This is a genomic window from Aquibium microcysteis (assembly GCF_014495845.1).
Taxonomy (GTDB): domain Bacteria; phylum Pseudomonadota; class Alphaproteobacteria; order Rhizobiales; family Rhizobiaceae; genus Aquibium; species Aquibium microcysteis.
Map to the genome: position 1 here is coordinate 4,404,589 of NZ_CP061080.1, position 15,815 is coordinate 4,420,403.

General features: G+C 68.5%; 15 protein-coding genes. 4 read left to right on the forward strand and 11 right to left on the reverse strand.

Annotated elements, in window-relative coordinates; genetic code table 11:
- Position 1: 1 nt before the first annotated feature.
- Positions 2–961 (forward strand): type I pantothenate kinase, encoded by a 960-nt coding sequence (coaA, locus tag IAI54_RS20645; protein WP_187968977.1) that lies wholly within the window; start codon positions 2–4, stop codon positions 959–961.
- A 244-nt stretch (positions 962–1,205) separates the two neighbouring features.
- On the opposite strand, the gene IAI54_RS20650 is transcribed toward coaA, so the two are convergent.
- Both IAI54_RS20650 and IAI54_RS20655 read right to left on the reverse strand, forming a co-directional pair.
- Positions 1,206–1,844: an alpha-ketoglutarate-dependent dioxygenase AlkB family protein gene (locus tag IAI54_RS20650; RefSeq protein ID WP_187968978.1), complete on the reverse strand. Its 639-nt coding sequence runs from the start codon at positions 1,842–1,844 to the stop codon at positions 1,206–1,208.
- 148 nt (positions 1,845–1,992) lie between these two features.
- Positions 1,993–3,126, reverse strand: a complete 1,134-nt coding sequence (locus IAI54_RS20655) for a 5-methyltetrahydropteroyltriglutamate--homocysteine S-methyltransferase (protein ID WP_187968979.1) — start codon at positions 3,124–3,126, stop codon at positions 1,993–1,995.
- A 190-nt stretch (positions 3,127–3,316) separates the two neighbouring features.
- Between IAI54_RS20655 and IAI54_RS20660 the strand changes: the two genes are divergently transcribed.
- The 3 genes from IAI54_RS20660 to IAI54_RS20670 all read left to right on the forward strand — a co-directional run bounded on the left by IAI54_RS20660 (position 3,317) and on the right by IAI54_RS20670 (position 6,110).
- A complete protein-coding gene (locus IAI54_RS20660; RefSeq protein WP_187968980.1) occupies positions 3,317–4,348 on the forward strand; it encodes a TRAP transporter substrate-binding protein in 1,032 nt (343 codons plus the stop codon).
- A 121-nt stretch (positions 4,349–4,469) separates the two neighbouring features.
- Entirely contained in the window at positions 4,470–5,090 is a 621-nt protein-coding gene (locus IAI54_RS20665; RefSeq protein WP_187968981.1) for a nucleoside triphosphate hydrolase, read from the forward strand.
- Between the two features lie 57 nt (positions 5,091–5,147).
- Entirely contained in the window at positions 5,148–6,110 is a 963-nt protein-coding gene (locus IAI54_RS20670) for an NAD(P)-dependent oxidoreductase (RefSeq protein ID WP_187968982.1), read from the forward strand.
- Between the two features lie 38 nt (positions 6,111–6,148).
- Here the strand turns inward: IAI54_RS20670 and IAI54_RS20675 are convergent, their stop codons facing one another.
- The 9 genes from IAI54_RS20675 to ehuC all read right to left on the reverse strand — a co-directional run bounded on the left by IAI54_RS20675 (position 6,149) and on the right by ehuC (position 15,732).
- Entirely contained in the window at positions 6,149–7,381 is a 1,233-nt protein-coding gene (locus IAI54_RS20675) for an NAD(P)/FAD-dependent oxidoreductase (RefSeq protein ID WP_187968983.1), read from the reverse strand.
- A gap of 352 nt (positions 7,382–7,733) precedes the next feature.
- The gene (locus IAI54_RS20680) at positions 7,734–9,104 is read right to left on the reverse strand and encodes an aspartate aminotransferase family protein (RefSeq protein ID WP_187968984.1); all 1,371 of its coding nucleotides are present in this window, start codon (positions 9,102–9,104) and stop codon (positions 7,734–7,736) included.
- Between the two features lie 55 nt (positions 9,105–9,159).
- Positions 9,160–10,644, reverse strand: coding sequence for an NAD-dependent succinate-semialdehyde dehydrogenase (locus IAI54_RS20685; RefSeq protein WP_187968985.1), 1,485 nt, complete (start codon positions 10,642–10,644; stop codon positions 9,160–9,162).
- Positions 10,645–10,757: 113 nt separating this feature from the next.
- Complete coding sequence (locus IAI54_RS20690) at positions 10,758–11,249, reverse strand: Lrp/AsnC family transcriptional regulator (RefSeq protein ID WP_187968986.1); 492 nt, start codon at positions 11,247–11,249, stop codon at positions 10,758–10,760.
- Between the two features lie 338 nt (positions 11,250–11,587).
- The gene (locus IAI54_RS20695; RefSeq protein ID WP_187968987.1) at positions 11,588–12,580 is read right to left on the reverse strand and encodes a cyclodeaminase; all 993 of its coding nucleotides are present in this window, start codon (positions 12,578–12,580) and stop codon (positions 11,588–11,590) included.
- On the reverse strand, positions 12,570–13,577 hold the full coding sequence (gene eutB, locus IAI54_RS20700; protein ID WP_187968988.1) for a hydroxyectoine utilization dehydratase EutB: 1,008 nt from the start codon (positions 13,575–13,577) through the stop codon (positions 12,570–12,572). The genes IAI54_RS20695 and eutB overlap by 11 nt, the downstream gene beginning before the upstream one ends.
- A complete protein-coding gene (gene ehuA, locus IAI54_RS20705) occupies positions 13,574–14,395 on the reverse strand; it encodes an ectoine/hydroxyectoine ABC transporter ATP-binding protein EhuA (protein WP_235679122.1) in 822 nt (273 codons plus the stop codon). The genes eutB and ehuA overlap by 4 nt, the downstream gene beginning before the upstream one ends.
- Positions 14,395–15,063, reverse strand: a complete 669-nt coding sequence (ehuD, locus tag IAI54_RS20710; RefSeq protein ID WP_187968989.1) for an ectoine/hydroxyectoine ABC transporter permease subunit EhuD — start codon at positions 15,061–15,063, stop codon at positions 14,395–14,397. Before ehuD ends, ehuA begins: the two co-directional genes overlap by 1 nt.
- 3 nt (positions 15,064–15,066) lie before the next feature.
- Entirely contained in the window at positions 15,067–15,732 is a 666-nt protein-coding gene (gene ehuC, locus IAI54_RS20715) for an ectoine/hydroxyectoine ABC transporter permease subunit EhuC (RefSeq protein ID WP_187968990.1), read from the reverse strand.
- Positions 15,733–15,815: the final 83 nt, after the last annotated feature.

Below are 15,815 nucleotides of genomic sequence, written 5' to 3' on the forward strand. Positions count from 1 at the left end.
CATGGACCAGCTTGCACCCGAAGTGAAATACTCGCCCTACCGGGTTTTTTCGGCGGAGCGATGGGCCGAATTCCGCGCCGACACGCCGCTGACGCTCACCGAAGACGAGGTCCAGCGGCTGAGTTCGCTCAACGATCCGATCGACCTCGACGAGGTGCGGCGCATCTACCTGTCGCTGTCGCGGCTGCTGTCGGCGCATGTCGAGGCGACGCAGCTCCTGTTCCGGCAGCGCCAGGCCTTCTTCAACGCCTCGGAGACGAAGAAGACTCCCTTCATCATCGGCATCGCCGGATCGGTGGCGGTGGGCAAGTCCGCCACGGCCCGTATCCTGAAGGAACTGCTGGCGCGATGGCCGTCGAGCCCCAAGGTCGATCTCGTGACCACGGACGGGTTCCTCTATCCCAACGAGGTGCTGCGCCGCGAGAACCTGATGGAGCGCAAGGGCTTTCCAGACAGCTACGACGTCGGCGCGCTGCTGCGGTTCCTCTCGGCCATCAAATCCGGCGAGCCGAACGTGCCGGCGCCGCTCTACTCGCATTTCACCTATGACGTGCTGCCCGGACAGTATGCGGCGATCGACCGGCCCGACATCCTGATCTTCGAGGGCATCAACGTCCTGCAGACCCGCGATCTGCCGAAGGACGGGCGCGCCGTTCCGGTCGTCTCCGATTTCTTCGACTTCTCGATCTACATCGACGCCGACGAGAGCCTGATCCACAAGTGGTACATCAACCGCTTCATGCGGCTGCGGGAGACGGCCTTCCGAAGCCCGGACTCCTTCTTTCATCGCTACTCCACCCTGTCGGAAGATTCGGCGCGGGCCATCGCCGAAGGTCTCTGGGCCAACATCAACCTGAAGAATCTTCGCGAGAATATCCTGCCCACCCGTCCGCGCGCCGACCTGATCCTGCGCAAGGGCGCGAACCACCGCGTCGAGGAAGTGGCGCTGCGCCGGCTCTGAACCGGACCGGTCCGGTATCAAGGACGCACGTCCTGCGCCGACGGCCTCCGGCCGCGTGTGTCGCGGGGAGGCAGGAGGGAGCGCGGGCAGGCGGGCGGCGGGTGTGGATAGAATTTCTGCAAGAGGTTGATTTCGTTGAACCGGGATGGCGCGGCGCCGGCTCGGACGGGCGCGGGGAATGCGGGGACCGTTCACTTAGATCGGGGGCACAAACCGTCCGCCGGCACCGCGGGGGTTTCCCGAATCAAGTCAACTGACCCCGCATTTCGCCCGGTCGCGTCACCCGGCGCAGCGTCAGGTTGATGCGGCCGCCGTTCTTCAGCAGCGCCGACGTCGATGGATAGATGCGGTCGACGCCGTGGAAGGCGAGGCGGCCTTCGCCGCCGAGGATGACGACATCGCCGCTGTCGAGACGGATGGACGTGGTGCGTCCGCCGCGGGTCGTCTCGCCCACCCGGAAGAGGCAGGAATCGCCGAGCGAGACCGAGACCACCGGCGCGGTCAGGTCCTGCTCGTCGCGGTCCTGGTGCAGGCCCATCTTCGCATCCTCGGCATAGAAGTTGACGAGGCAGGCTTCCGGCGGAGAGGGGTGGTTCGCGACCGCGTCCCAGAGATCGAGAAGCGGCTTCGGGATCGCCGGCCAGGGCAGGCCGGTGACCGGATGCGTCGGCTGGTAGCGGTAGCCGCGGTCGCGGTCGGTGACCCAGCCGAGCACGCCGCAATTGGTCATGCGCACGCTCATCGGCTTGCCGCTTCGCGGCATTCCGGGCCGGTAGAGCGGTGCTGCCGCCACCACCGCGCGGATCTCCTCGACCAGCGCGCGCTGCGCCGCGACGTCGAGATGGCCGGGAATGTGCTTCACTCCGCGCGGCAGGACGGTCATGTGCGTCGCTGTGCCTCCTCCATGGACCGGGAAGAGAATGTGGCGCCGATCTGCGGCGCGACAACCGGAATCCGCGCGGGCCATCGACAACCCGGGATCCCGCCGGTGCCGCGCGGTTTGCAGCACCGGCGCACGCGCGAACCGAGTCCTACTTGTCGACGCCGCCCCAGATCGCCTCGGCGGTCTTCACCACGAGCTCGAGCTTGCGCTTCTGGTCGTCGGCGGTGATCTTGTTGCCTTCCTCGGTGGAGGCGAAGCCGCATTGCGGCGCGATGCCGAGCTGGTCGAGGTCGGCATATTGCGAGGCCGCCTCGAACTTGCGCTTCAGATCGTCGATCGATTCCAGCTCACCGGTCTTGGTGGTGATGAAGCCCGGCAGGACGCGCTTGCTGCCCTTCGGCAGCAGCCGCAGCGGCTCCAGTCCGCCGGCCCGCTCGCTGTCGTATTCCATGAAGTAGATGTCGACGCCGGTCTTGTTGAAGATCGCGTCGGCGGCGGGATCGTAGGCGCCTTCGGCGGCATAGGTGGACACGAAGTTGCCGCGGCACATGTGCATGCCGATGACCATGTCGGCCGGCCGGTCCTTGATCGCCTCGTGCATCATCCAGGCATAGCGGTCGATCAGCCAGTCGGGATCCATGCCCTCGGCCTGCTTGGCCGCCCGGTGCTTCGGGTCGCACAGATAGGCGAAGAAGATGTCGTCCATCTGCAGGTAGCGGCAGCCGGCGTCGTAGAAGGCCCGGACCGCCTTGGCGTAGGTGGCGGCGAGGTCGGAAAACAGCGCCTCGGGATCGTCCTGGTATTCCTTCGGCTTGATGTCGGCCCTGGCGGTGCGGAAATGGCAGCAGCTCGGGCCGGGGATCGAGATCTTCGGCGTCGCCTTCGTGTTGGCGGCGACGAAGCGGAAATGCTCGATCATCGGATGGTCGGAGGGGAAGTCGAGCTTGCCGGTGATCGTCGGGAAGATCGGCCGCAGCTTCACGCCGTGGAACTGCACGCCCTCGTCGCGCTGTTCGAGGTCGAGGCCGGTCAGGTCGCCCATGAAGTCGTAGTGCCAGAAGGACCGGCGGATCTCGCCATCGGTGACGGCGGGAATGCCGACGTCTTCCTGCAGCTTGATGACGTCGCGGATCGCCGCGTCCTCCACCGCCTTCAGTTCGGCCGCGTCGATCGACTTCTCGTCGAAGAACTTCCGGCGCGCCGCCTTCACGGAATCGGGCCTGAGCAGGCTGCCGACGTGATCGGCGCGGTAGGGCGGCTTGGCGACGCTTGTTGACGACACGGTTCTTCTCCCTTCAGGATTGATCTGCCGGCGGCTTACGCCACTTGACGCGCGGCTGTCGAGGCCCCCGCCGACGCGCGCAGGCGTCGCCTGCCATCATGCGTAACCCCGCGCACTTCCTTACAACCGGCCACTTTCCATCGAAAAGGTTTTACCTTATAACAAAGGGATGCCAAAGGGAGGTGCTTCAATGAACATGCTGAAATGCTCCATCGCCGCCGTGGTCGCGCTCGGCGCCATGACGGTCTCGTCTTTCGCGCAGGACGTTTCCCTGCGGCTCCACCAGATGCTGCCGCCGCAGGCGACGATCCCGGCCAAGGCTCTCAAGCCCTGGGCCGAGAAGGTGATGAAGGAATCCGGCGGCCGCATCAAGATCGACCAGTTCGACGCCATGGCGCTGGGCGGCAAGCCGCCGGAGCTCTACGACCAGGCCAAGGACGGCGCGGTCGACATCATCTGGACCGTCATCGGCTACACGCCCGGCCGCTTCCCGACCACGGAAGCGTTCGAGCTTCCCTTCATGATGACGACCGGCGAGGCGACGTCGAAGGCTCTGCAGGAATATTGCGAAAAGCACTGCATGGACGAGTTCGCCGACGTGAAGGTGATCGCCTGGCATGCGCACGGCCCGGGCCTGATCCACTCGAAGAACCCCGTCAACAAGCTCGAGGACATGAACGGCCTCAAGATCCGCGGCGGTTCGCGCACCATCAACCTGATGCTCGAGAAGCTGGGCTCCACCCCTGTCGGCATGCCCGTTCCGGCCGTGTCGGAAGCACTGTCCAAGGGGGTGATCGACGCGACCACCATCCCGTGGGAGGTGACGCCGTCGCTGAAGGTCTCGGAACTGGTGAAGAACCACACCACCTTCTCCGGCAAGAACGGCCTCTACACCCAGACCTTCGTCGTCGCGATGAACAAGTCGGCCTACGACGCGCTGCCGGACGACCTCAAGAAGGTCATCGACGACAATTCGGGCATCGAGACCGCAGCCTTCTTCGGCCGCGTGATGGACGAGGGCGACGTCGCCGGAAAGTCGATCGCCGAAAAGCTCGGCAACAACATCATCGTGCTGGACGAGGCCGAGACGCAGCGCTGGAAGGACACCGCCACGCCGCTGGTCGAGGCCTGGGAGGCCGAGATGACGGCCAAGGGCAAGGACGGCAAGGCGCTGGTCGAGGAGGCCAGGGCGCTGGTGGAGAAGCATTCGACCGGGATGTGACCGGCAGACCCCTTTCGATCTTCGAACGGCCGCGGGCTCCCCGCGGCCGTTTCGTTTTGCGGCACTTCAAGCCGGCACGCCGGGGCGGTATCGTGGTGGTGCGGAAGGAGGAGACCGTATCATGTCCGAAAGCGCGCATCTCGTGGCGACACTGTTTCGCAGGGCCGCAGGCCGCCCCCGCTTCATCGTCGCAATCGCCGGGCCGCCCGGCGCGGGAAAGTCGACGCTGGCCGAGGCGCTGCTGCCGTTGTTCCCGGAGGGGTCCGCCGCAATCGTGCCGATGGACGGGTTCCACTTCGACAATGCCGTCCTCGACCGGCGCGGCCTGCGTCCGCGCAAGGGTGCGCCGGAAACCTTCGACGTCGCCGGCCTGATCGCGACGCTGAGACGCATCCGTGCGGGCGACGCGGACGTCGCGGTGCCGCTGTTCGACCGGGCGGCCGATCTCGCGCGGGCCGGCGCGGCCGTCGTGCCCCGCGACGTCCGTTTCGTGCTGGTGGAGGGCAACTACCTCCTGTCGGACGAGGCGCCGTGGCACGGGCTGGCGCCCCTCTTCGACTTCGCCGTCTTTCTCGACGTCGCGGAGCACGAACTGGAGCGCCGCCTGGTGGACCGCTGGCTGCAGCATGGGCATTCGCACGAGGAAGCCGTCGCGCGCGCTTTTTCCAACGATATCCCGAATGCGCGTCGCGTTCTGGCGCGCCGCCGCCCCGCCGATGTGGAATGGGGAGGGGACGCGTAAGACTCCGCGCGTCCGGGGTCTTCGTGACCAGAACTGCAAACAGGCGGGGAAAATCACATGAAACTGGGCTTCATCGGCCTCGGCAACGTCGGCGGAAAGCTCGCCGGCTCGCTCCTGCGCAACGGATTCGACCTGACCGTGCGCGACCTCGACCGCAAGGCGGGGGAGCGCTTCCTCGCGGCGGGGGCGGCGTGGGGCGACAGTCCGCGCGCGATGGCGCAGAACTGCGACATGGTGATCACCTGCCTGCCGTCGCCGGCCGCCTCCGCGGCGGTGGTCGAGGGCGAGGACGGTATTCTCGCCGGCCTGACGCCCGGCAAGATCTGGTCGGAAATGTCGACGACGGACGCGGCCGAGATCACGCGGCTGGCGGCCAGGGTCGAGGCGATCGGCGCCTTCGCTGTCGACTGCCCGGTCTCGGGCGGCGTCCACCGCGCCGCGACCGGCAACATCTCGATCTTCGCCGGCTGCGATCGCGCCGTCTTCGAGCGGGTGCTGCCGGTGCTGAAAGTGCTCGGCCGCCGCGTGCTGCACACCGGACCGATCGGCACCGCCTCGACGCTGAAGGTGATGACCAACTATCTCGCCACCGCCAACCTTCTGACGCTCTGCGAGGCGCTGGTGACGATGAAGGCCGCCGGCATGGACCTCGCGACCACCTACGAGGCGATCAAGATCTCGTCGGGCACCTCCTTCGTGCACGAGACCGAGAGCCAGCTGATCCTGTCCGGCTCGCGCGACGTCGACTTCTCCATGGATCTCGTGATGAAGGACATCGGCCTGTTCCAGACCATCGCCGAGCGCAACGGCGTGCCGCTGGAAATCTCGCCGCTGATGATCGAGATCTTCCGCGACGGCCAGCGCCGCTATGGCCAGCGCGCCAATTCCGACGACATCATCCGCCGGCTCGAGGAGGCCACCGGCCTGTCGATCCTGGCGCCGGGATTCCCGCAGGAACTCGTCGACGACGAGCCGGAGGAGCCGGGCTACGAGGTGGTGCCGCCCGGCCGGGAGCCCTGATGTAGCCGGCTAATCGGCTCGGGCCGCCGTGCGTCGCCTCAGGCTGAGACAGCCGCGAAAACGGCCCTCAGGTCGAAGCCGGCTGCTTCGACCGTTTCCAGCGTCGGAGCGGTGGCGAGCGCCAGCAGCTTGCGCGCCATCATGTGATCGGCCGGGGCATTGACCGTCTCGACGCCGATGAGCGCGCCGTGGCGGAAACAGTGGACCGTCAGCTTCGCGCCGTCCTCGGAAGCCCGCGCGACCTGGTGGTCGGCGCCCGCGGTGAGACCGGCGATCTGCAGCTTGAAGGCCGCCTGATCGCTCCAGAACCAAGGTACCTTGTCGTAGGGTTCCGGCCGGCCGAGCAGCCGCTGGACGACGCACTTGGCCTGGTCGATCGCGTTCTGCACCGATTCCAGCCGGATCAGCGTGCCGTCATGGCCGAAGGGGAAGGAGGCGCAGTCGCCGATGGCCGAGATTTCGGCGGCCGACGTCTCCATCAGGTCGTTGACCCGGATGCCGTCCTGCACATAGAGCCCCGCGGCCTCGGCGATCTCGACGTTCGGGACGATGCCGGCCGAGACGAGGACGAGATCCGCATCGACCGCACCGCCTTCGATCTCGACCGCCGCTGCACGGCCGCGGTCGTCGCCGCGAATGCCGCGCGCCATGGTGCCCAGCCGGACGTCGACGCCCGCCGCGCGGTGCATGGCGAGGAAATGGGCCGAGATGGCGGGCGAGACCACCCGCGACATCAGCCGGTCGGTCGCCTCGAGCACGGTCACCGTCGCGCCGGCCGCAGCCGCGGTCGCCGCGATCTCGAGCCCGATGAAGCCGCCGCCGATGACGACGAGCGAGAGACCCGGCCTGATCGCCGTGCGGATCCGCTCGGCGTCGGCCAGCGTGCGCAATTGCAGCACGCCCTCGAGGTCCATGCCGGCGATCGGCAGGCGGCGGTTTCGAGCGCCGAGCGCCAGCACCAGGTGGTCGAAGCCGTGCGACTGCCCGTCGTCGAGTTCGACGGTGCCCTCCGCGCGATGGATGGCCGTCAGGCGGCGGCCGTCCAGATAGCGGATGGCGTTCTTCTCGAAGAAGTCGGCATTGCGGAACAGCAGCCGCTCGGCATTGCCGGACTTGATGTATTCCTTCGACAGCGGCGGCCGCTGGTAGGGCAGGCCGGGCTCGTCGCCGACGAGCAGGACCTCCCCGTCGAAGCCTTCCTGGCGCAGGCTGGCGGCGACCTGGAAACCGCCCTGGCCGGCTCCGGCGATGACGACGCGCTTCGGGCTCATGGACGTATCTCCCTGATGAAGTCGGACCCGACACGGTTCGTCGCGCCTGCGTTCGACCCGGATATTGGCATCGGCATCAGGCGCATCGATAGGTCCCCGTTCACACCGCCGGTTCCACCGGTTTCGCGGGTCAGGGATTGGCGCTTTCGCGGGCCGCGGTCAAGGCGAAGGCTGCGCTGGTCGAGCGGATCGGCCCCGCTGGTCCGGCGTGGGGCGTGGAGGAAGCGGCTCCGGGGGCGGCGCGGCGGGGACGGCGCGTGTTGATTTCGACCGTCGCAGCCCCCCTCTCCGTCGCCGCTTCGCGGCGCCACCTCTCCCCCCGTTCCGGGTGGAGAGGACGGGGCTCGCGATATCAGCCGAGCACTTCGGCCACGGCTTCGGCGGCCTTGCCGACCACTTCGTCGGCTTCTGCGCGGGTGAGGCAGAGCGGCGGGGCGAAGCCGAGGATGTCGCCTTGCGGCATGGCGCGGCCGATGACGCCGCGCTTGAGGAGGGCGGCGGCGACCGCCGGGCCGATCTTGCGCGCGGGATCGAAGAAGCGGCGGGTCTCTCGGTCCTCGACGAACTCGACCGCACAGAGCATGCCCGCGCCGCGCACGTCGCCGACACGGGCGTGGCCGCCGAGCGCCGCCTGCATCTGCGCGTTGAGATAGGCGCCGGTCTCGCCGGCATTCTTCACCAGGCCGAGCGAATCGATCAGCTTCAGGTTGGCGACGCCGGCCGCCGCCCCGATCGGGTGCGCCGAATAGGTCCAGCCATGGCCGATCGGGCCGTTCTCGTCGGTGCCGCGCGCGAGCACGTCCCAGACCTTCTGGGAGAAGATCGAGCCGGACAGCGGCGCATAGGCCGAGGTCAGCCCCTTGGCGATGGTGATGATGTCTGGCTCGATGCCGTAATGGTCCGACCCGAACATGGAGCCCAGCCGGCCGAACCCGGTCACCACCTCGTCGGCGATGAGCAGGATGTCGTGCGCCTTCAGCACGGTCTGGATCGCCGCCCAGTAGCCGGCCGGCGGCGGGACGATGCCGCCGGTGCCGAGGATGGGCTCGCCGATGAAGGCGGCGATGGTGTCGGCGCCTTCGCGTGCGATGAGCGCCTCCAGTTCGGCCACGCAATGGGCGACGAAATCGGCCTCGCTCATCGAGAGGTCGGCGCGGCGGAAATAGTCGGGCGCCACCGTGTGCAGCACCTGCGGCAGCGGCAGGTCGAACTTGTCGTGGAAGGGCTTCAGGCCGGTCAGCGACCCGGTGACGAGGCCCGAGCCGTGATAGCCGCGCCAGCGCGAGACGATCTTCTTCTTCTGCGGCCGGCCGAGGATGTTGTTGTAGTACCAGACGAGCTTGACGTTGGTCTCGTTGGCGTCGGAGCCGCCGAGGCCGAAATAGACCTTCGACATGGTCTTGGGCGCGCGCTCCAGCACCATCTTCGCCAGCGTCACCGAGGCCTCCGTGCCATGGCCGACATAGGCGTGGTAGTAGGCGAGTTCCTTCGCCTGTGCGGCGATCGCCTCGGCGATCTCGGGCCGGCCGTAACCGACATTGACGCAATAGAGCCCGGCGAAGGCGTCGAGCAGGCGGTTGCCGTCGCGATCCTCGATGTGGACGCCCTTGCCGCCGGTGACGATGCGGTTCGGGCTCTCGCCGCGCGCGTGCTGGCCGAGATGGGTCGAGGGGTGGAAGAAGTGCTGGCGGTCCCACTGGTCGAGCAGATCGTTCTTCAGCATGATGCGTCTCCTGTGATGTCTGGCCGCTGGGCCATTCCTCGGGCGTCGGTCGCCCTCACGCCGCGTCGCGGCAGATGTATTTCACGTCCGTATAGGCTTCCATGCCGTGGCGCGACCCCTCGCGGCCGAGCCCGGCCTGCTTGACGCCGCCGAACGGCACGGGCGCACCGGTGATCTTCGTCCGGTTCACCGCCACCATGCCGAACTCCAGTGCGCGCGTCATCCGCGCGATCCGCGCCGGGTCCGACGTGTGCAGGTAGGCGACGAGGCCGGTCTCGCTGGCGTTCGCCCTGGCCAGCACCTCGTCCTCGCGGTCGAAGGGCGCGAAGGCGGCAACGGGGCCGAAGGTCTCCTCGGAGAAGATCGCCGCGGCGTCCGGCACGTCGGCCAGCACCGTCGGCTCGAAGAACAGCGCCCCGGCCGCGTGGCGCCTCCCGCCGCAGACGAGCCGCGCGCCCCGCGCCATCGCGTCGGCGACATGCGCCTCCTGCTTGGACAGGGCGCGCTGGTTCATCAGCGGCCCGATGTCCGGATCGGTCCTGCCCGGCCCGACGGTGAGCGCGGCGGTTCGGGCCGCGAAGGCCTCGACGAAGCGGGCATAGAGCGGCCGCTCGATGTAGAAGCGGTTGGCGGCGAGGCAGTCCTGCCCGGAGGTCGCGAACTTGGCCGCGATCGCACGGTCCACCGCGCGGTCCAGATCGCAATCGGCGAAGGCGACGAAGGGCGCGTGGCCGCCGAGTTCCAGCACCAGCCGCTTGATGGTGGGCGCGGACTGGCCGTAGAGCAGGCGCCCGATTTCGGTCGAACCGGTGAAGGACAGCGCCCGCACCCGGGACGATCCGGTCATGGCGCCGACCACCTCCGGCGCGTGGCCGGTGACGACGTTGAAGACGCCGGCGGGGAAGCTGGCGCGTTCGGCGAGTTCGGCGAGCGCCAGCGCCGAGAACGGCGTCTCGGACGAGGGATGCGCGACGACCGTGCAGCCGGCGGCGAGGGCTGCGGCCGCCTTGCGCGTCAGCATCGCACAGGGGAAGTTCCACGGCGTGACGAGGCCGGCGACGCCGACCGGCTGGCGGATCACGCTCATCTCGGCGTCCGGCAGATGCGAGGCGACGCCCTCGACCGTCAGCCGCTTCGCCTCCTCGGCGTAGAACTCGACGAAGGAGGCGGCGTAGTCGATCTCGCCCAGCGCCTCCGACAGCGGCTTGCCCTGCTCCTTGACCATCAGCCGGGCGAGGTCGTCGCGGTTCGCGAGGATCAGCTCGAACCAGCGCCGCAGCACGGCCGCGCGGGCCTGCGGCAGGTGCGCGGCCCAGGCGGGGAAGGCGGCATCGGCCGCGGCGATGGCGGCATCGGTGTCCGCGGCAGTGAGCGCCGGCACCGCGCCGACGCGCGTTCCGTCGGCGGGATCGGCGACGTCGATGAAGGCGCGGCCGGAGCCGGCGGTCCAGGCGCCGCCGACATAGGCATATTCGCGAAACAGGCGCGGATCGGCGAGGTCGGTCAGCGCGGTCTTCTGCAGGAAGGCGATGTTGGGCATGGCAGGCCTCCGGTTCGGGACGAGCCGCGAGTATCGCCCGGACAGTGCCGAAGAACCGTCGCTTCGGCGGGCCCGGCGGCGACGATCCTTCCGAAGTGCCGGGCCTGCGCCCGTCATTCCTTCGGCGGGCGACCGGCGATCAGATCGAGCGGCAGCGCCGCCGCCTGCTTCACGGGCTTGGTCACCACGTAGGTGAAGTAGCGCGCAAGCCCCAGCCTGGCCTCCAGCAGGTGGTCGACGAGGCGCTGGTAGCTGTCGATGTCGCGGGTCACCACCTGCAGGATGTAGTCGAAGCCGCCGCCGACGGCATAGCAGGCGACGATCTCGTCATGGCGGTCGATCGCGCGCTCGAAGAGCTGGAAATCTTCCGCCCGGTGCTGCTCGAGCTCGACCGCCATGAAGACCACGATGTGCGGCCCGAGCTTCTTCAGCGACACTTCGGCATGATAGCCGGTGATGATGCCGGCCTTCTCCAGCCGCTGCAGCCGCTCCCAGCAGGGCGCGGCCGACAGGTTCACCCGCCGCGCCAGATCCGCCTTCGAGATGCGGCCCTCGGCGCGCAGGATGGCGAGGATCTTCAGGTCGCGGTCGTCGAGCTTCAGCATGGGGAGGTACGATGGATCGTGGCGCTGCGGCCAGTGCGGTCTCGTCCGCCTGCGACGCTCCGCGCCTGTGCTAGGTTTGGCGGCCGTTTCAGTGCGGCGGGACCCCCACCCCTCACCCCTCCCCTCAAGGGGGAGGGGAGTGACAGACGTTGCGCCGGGCTCTGGCTGCGACAGCCGGGCACGCCGCAGACGCCCCCCTCCCCCTTGAGGGGAGGGGTAAGGGGTGGGGGTCCTTCCGGGTAGAACGAGGGCGACGCTCCGCGCCCGACGGAATGCGATACCAATGCCGTGAAGACCGGGGCGGGGACGCGAATCATGGCCATCGGAAGCGCATCGGCTCACGTCGAAATCACCGACCCCGCACCCGCTGCCCGCGCGCGCTGCGCCGCGAAGCTGGCGATGGCGGTGTCCTGGGCTCCGGTGCCGGTGAGGTCGCAGATGGTGATCTGGTCGTCGCGCGTGCGGCCGGGCACGGCGCCGGTGATGATCGCGCCGAGCTCCGGCGGGGTACCCTTGTGCCACAGGCCGGCGGCGATGGCGCTGCGCAGCTCGCCGAGCGCCTCGCACTGGCTGACGCGGTCGCAGACATAGAGGTCGGCGGCGGCGAGTGCTGCGGGCTCGATCTCGTTCTTGCCGGCCTGGTCTGAGCCCATGGCGGTGACGTGCAGGCCCGGATGCAGCCAGCCGGCCTTCAGCACCGGCTCTTCGGCGGGCGTGGTGGTGATCACGAACTGGCTCTGCGCGACGAGGCGAGCCGGATCGCTCGCCGGCGCGGCCTCGATTCCGTGGCGGACGGCGATGTCGCGCGCGCAGGCGGCGGCCTTGTCGGCGTCGCGGCCCCAGACCAGCACCCGCCGGACCGGGCGCACGAGCAGCGCCGCCGCGACCTGCAGCCGCGCCTGCACGCCGGTGCCGAGGACGCCGATCGTGTGGGTGCCGGCCGGCGCGAGATGGCGCGCCGCCACGGCGCCGGCGGCGGCGGTGCGCACGTCGGTCAAGTAGCCATTGTCGAGCAGCAGCGCCTGCACGAGGCCGGTCCTGGCCGAAAACAGGATCATCAGCCCGTTGAGGCTTGCCAGGCCGATCGTCGGGTTGTCGAAGAAGCCGGGGCTGACCTTGATGGCAAAGCCGTCGAAGCCCGGCAGGTAGGCGGTCTTGACGTCCACCTCGCCATTGGCCTGCGGGATCGCCATCGACAGGATCGGCGGCATGACCACGCCGCCGCCGGCGAGTGCGGCGAAGGCCTTCTCGACGACGTCGACGGCTTCGAGGTCGAGCGCCACGATCTCCCGAAGGTCGGTCTCGGTCAGGATCGTCACGTCATGCGGCATAGGCGCGTCCCTCCAGCGTCAGGTCGCCGAGCGCCACGTCCTGCCCGCCCATGATGCGGTGGAAGACCGCCATGTCGACGTTGCGCCCGGTGATGATGGTGGCGACCGGTCCATTCGCGGCGGGAAGCCGGCCGGCCTGAAGGGCGGCGATGCCAACCACGCAGGCGCCCTCGGCCACCATCCGGTCCTCGTAGAACAGCGTCTGCAGCGCGCGGTAGATCTCCGCCTCGGTGACCAGCACGACGTCGTCGAGCAGGTCGCGGCAGAGCGGGAAGGAGAGGCGGTTGTCGAGACCGATGCCGCCGCCGAGCGAATCGGCGAGGCTCGCCACCTCCTCGACCTCGACGGGACGCCCGGCGCGGATCGAGGCGTCCATCGCCGCGCCGCGGTCCATCGAGACGCCGATGACGCGCGCCGACGGCTTGATGGTCTTGACCGCCAGCGCGACGCCGGCCGCCAGCCCGCCGCCCGACAGCGGCACCAGCACCATGTCGAGGTCGGGCCGGTCCTGCATCAGTTCGAGCCCGATCGTGCCCTGGCCGGCGATCACGTGCGGATCGTCGAAGGGCGAGATCTCGACGAAGCCTTCCTCGGCGGCGATGCGCCGGCTCTCGGCATGGGCGTCGTCCTGGCTGCGGCCGGTGATGCGCACATCGGCGCCGAGCGCGCGGATGCCGTCGACCTTGGTCCGCGGCACCAGGCTCGACATGCAGACCACCGCCCTCAGGCCCCGCGCGCGCGCGGCATAGGCGACGCCGCGGCCGTGATTGCCGGTCGAGCAGCAGGTGACGCCGGCGATGCCGGCAGGCAGGTTCAGGATCGCGTTGGCCGCGCCGCGCAGCTTGAAGGCGCCGATCGGCTGGGTGGTCTCAAGCTTGAGCAGGAAATCCTGGCCGGCCAGCGCCGACAGATGCGGCGACGGCACCAGCGGCGTCCGCACGGCCACACCGCCGATCGTGCGCGCGGCGGCGAGGATGTCGGCGAGGACGAGGCTCAAGCGGCCTCCTTGACGGCGCTCAGGAACTGCTGCGTGCGCTCCTTCTGCGGATTGCCGAACAGCGCCTCCGGCGTGCCCTGCTCCTCGATGCGGCCGCCGAAGAAGAAGCAGATGCGGTCGGAAATGTCCTTGGCGAAGCCCATCTGGTGCGTGACCATGAGCATGGTGAGGTTGTGCTTCGCCACGAGCTGGCGGATGACGTTGGTCACCTCCCCGATTACCTCCGGGTCGAGCGCCGAGGTCACCTCGTCGAACAGCATCACCTTTGGCCGCATGGCGAGCGCACGGGCGATGGCGACGCGCTGCTGCTGGCCGCCGGACAGGCGGGAGGGATGCTGGTCGCGCTTGTCGGCCATGCCGACCATCTCGAGCAGTTCCTCGGCGCGCGCGCGGGCGTCCTTCTTCGGCATGCCGAGCACGTGCACCGGGCCCTCCATGCAGTTCTCCAGCGCCGTCATGTGCGGGAACAGGTTGAAGTGCTGGAAGCACATGCCGATGTTGGACCGCATCTGGCGCAGATGGCGGGCATTGGCGCGCACCAGACGGCCGTTCTGCGGCATGTGTGTCAGCGGTTTGCCGTCGACATAGATGACGCCGTCGTTGATCGTCTCCAGCGTCATCAGCATTCGCAGGACGGTGGTCTTGCCGGAGCCGGAGGGGCCGATGATCGTCACCATCTCGCCTTCGGCGACGTCGAGGTCGAGCGCGTCGAGCACGACGAGCTCGCCATAGCGCTTGGAGACCTTCCTGAAGCTCACCATCGGCACGTCGGGACCCTCGAGCGCGAGGGGGAAACCGGAAAGGTCGTCGTCTGTCATCAGCTCAATCCCAGTTTCCTGCGCACCCAGCGCTCGAAGACACGGATGCCTGCGGCGGTGGGCAGCGAGATGGCCAGAAAGATGAGCCCGACCAGCGTGTAGGGCTCGAGATAGCGGTAGGTTTCGGAACCGATCGCGGTGGCCGTGTGCATCAGTTCCGCGACGCCGATCACCGAGAGCATCGGCGTGTCCTTGAAGATGCCGACCAAATAGTTGCCCATGCCGGCGAGCGAGGGCGGCAGTGCCTGCGGGATGACGACGCGGAAATAGGTCCGTGCGGTCGACAGGTTGAGCGAGGTCGCCGCCTCCCACTGGCCCTTGGGCACGCTGTCGAGCCCGCCGCGATAGACCTCCGACAGGTAGGACGCGTAGTGCAGGCCGATCGCGATCATGCCCGCCGTCCAGGGCGACAGGCGCAGCCCGAACTGCGGCCCGACATAGAAGACGAAGAAGATCTGCAGCACCAGCGGCGTCGAGCGGATGAACTCGACCGCCTCGCGCACGACGAAGGTGAGCGCGCGGGAGGGCGTCCGCTGCGCGAGCGCGAAGACGAGGCCGAGCACGACGGCGATGCCATAGCCGAGTGCGGCGGCGAGCAGCGTGTTGCCGGTCGCCACGATCAGGCGGGGCAGGATCTCGAAGGTGAAGTCCCAGCGCCAGTCGAACATGGCTCAGGCCCTCCCGACCATGCGCTGCATGAACCGCTCCAGCCAGCGCATGAAGGGCGTGATCATGAAGCGGGCGATGACGTAGTAGATGATCAGCGCCGTGCCGAATGTCTGCGCCGACAGGAAGGTGGTGCCGTTGATCTGCTTGACCTGGAACATCAGGTCGGCGACGGCGATCAGCGCGACCAGCGCCGTGCCCTTCAGGAGTTCGATCAAGAGATTGCCCCAGGACGGCAGCATGATCAGCAGCGCCTGCGGCAGGATCACGCGTCGCATGCGCCTGGCCGGCGACATGTTGAGCGCAAGTGCTGCCTCCCACTGGCCCTTCGGCACCGACAGGATCGCGCCGCGCACCAGTTCGGCGCCATAGGCGCCGAGATTCATGCCGACCGCGACGAAGCCGGCGGTGAACTTCTCCAGCGTGATGCCGAACAGCGGCAGGACGAAGAAGATCCAGTAGAGCTGGACGAGCAGCGAGGTGCCGCGGAAGATCTCGATGTAGACGGTGGCGACGCCGCTGACGAGGCCGTTCTTCGACATCCGCATCAGGCCGGCGGCGAGCGCGACCGCGACGGCGAGCACCGTGGCGAGCACGGTGAGCAGCATCGTGACGAGCGTGCCGCTGAGGATCCGGTCGCCATACTGTGCGAGGAATTCGAAGTAGGACATGCGGCGTCGACCTTCCTCTCAAGGCCCCGCGGCAGGAATGGGGGTCATCCCCGGCGGGCGGCCGCGAAGAGCGGCGGGCCGGA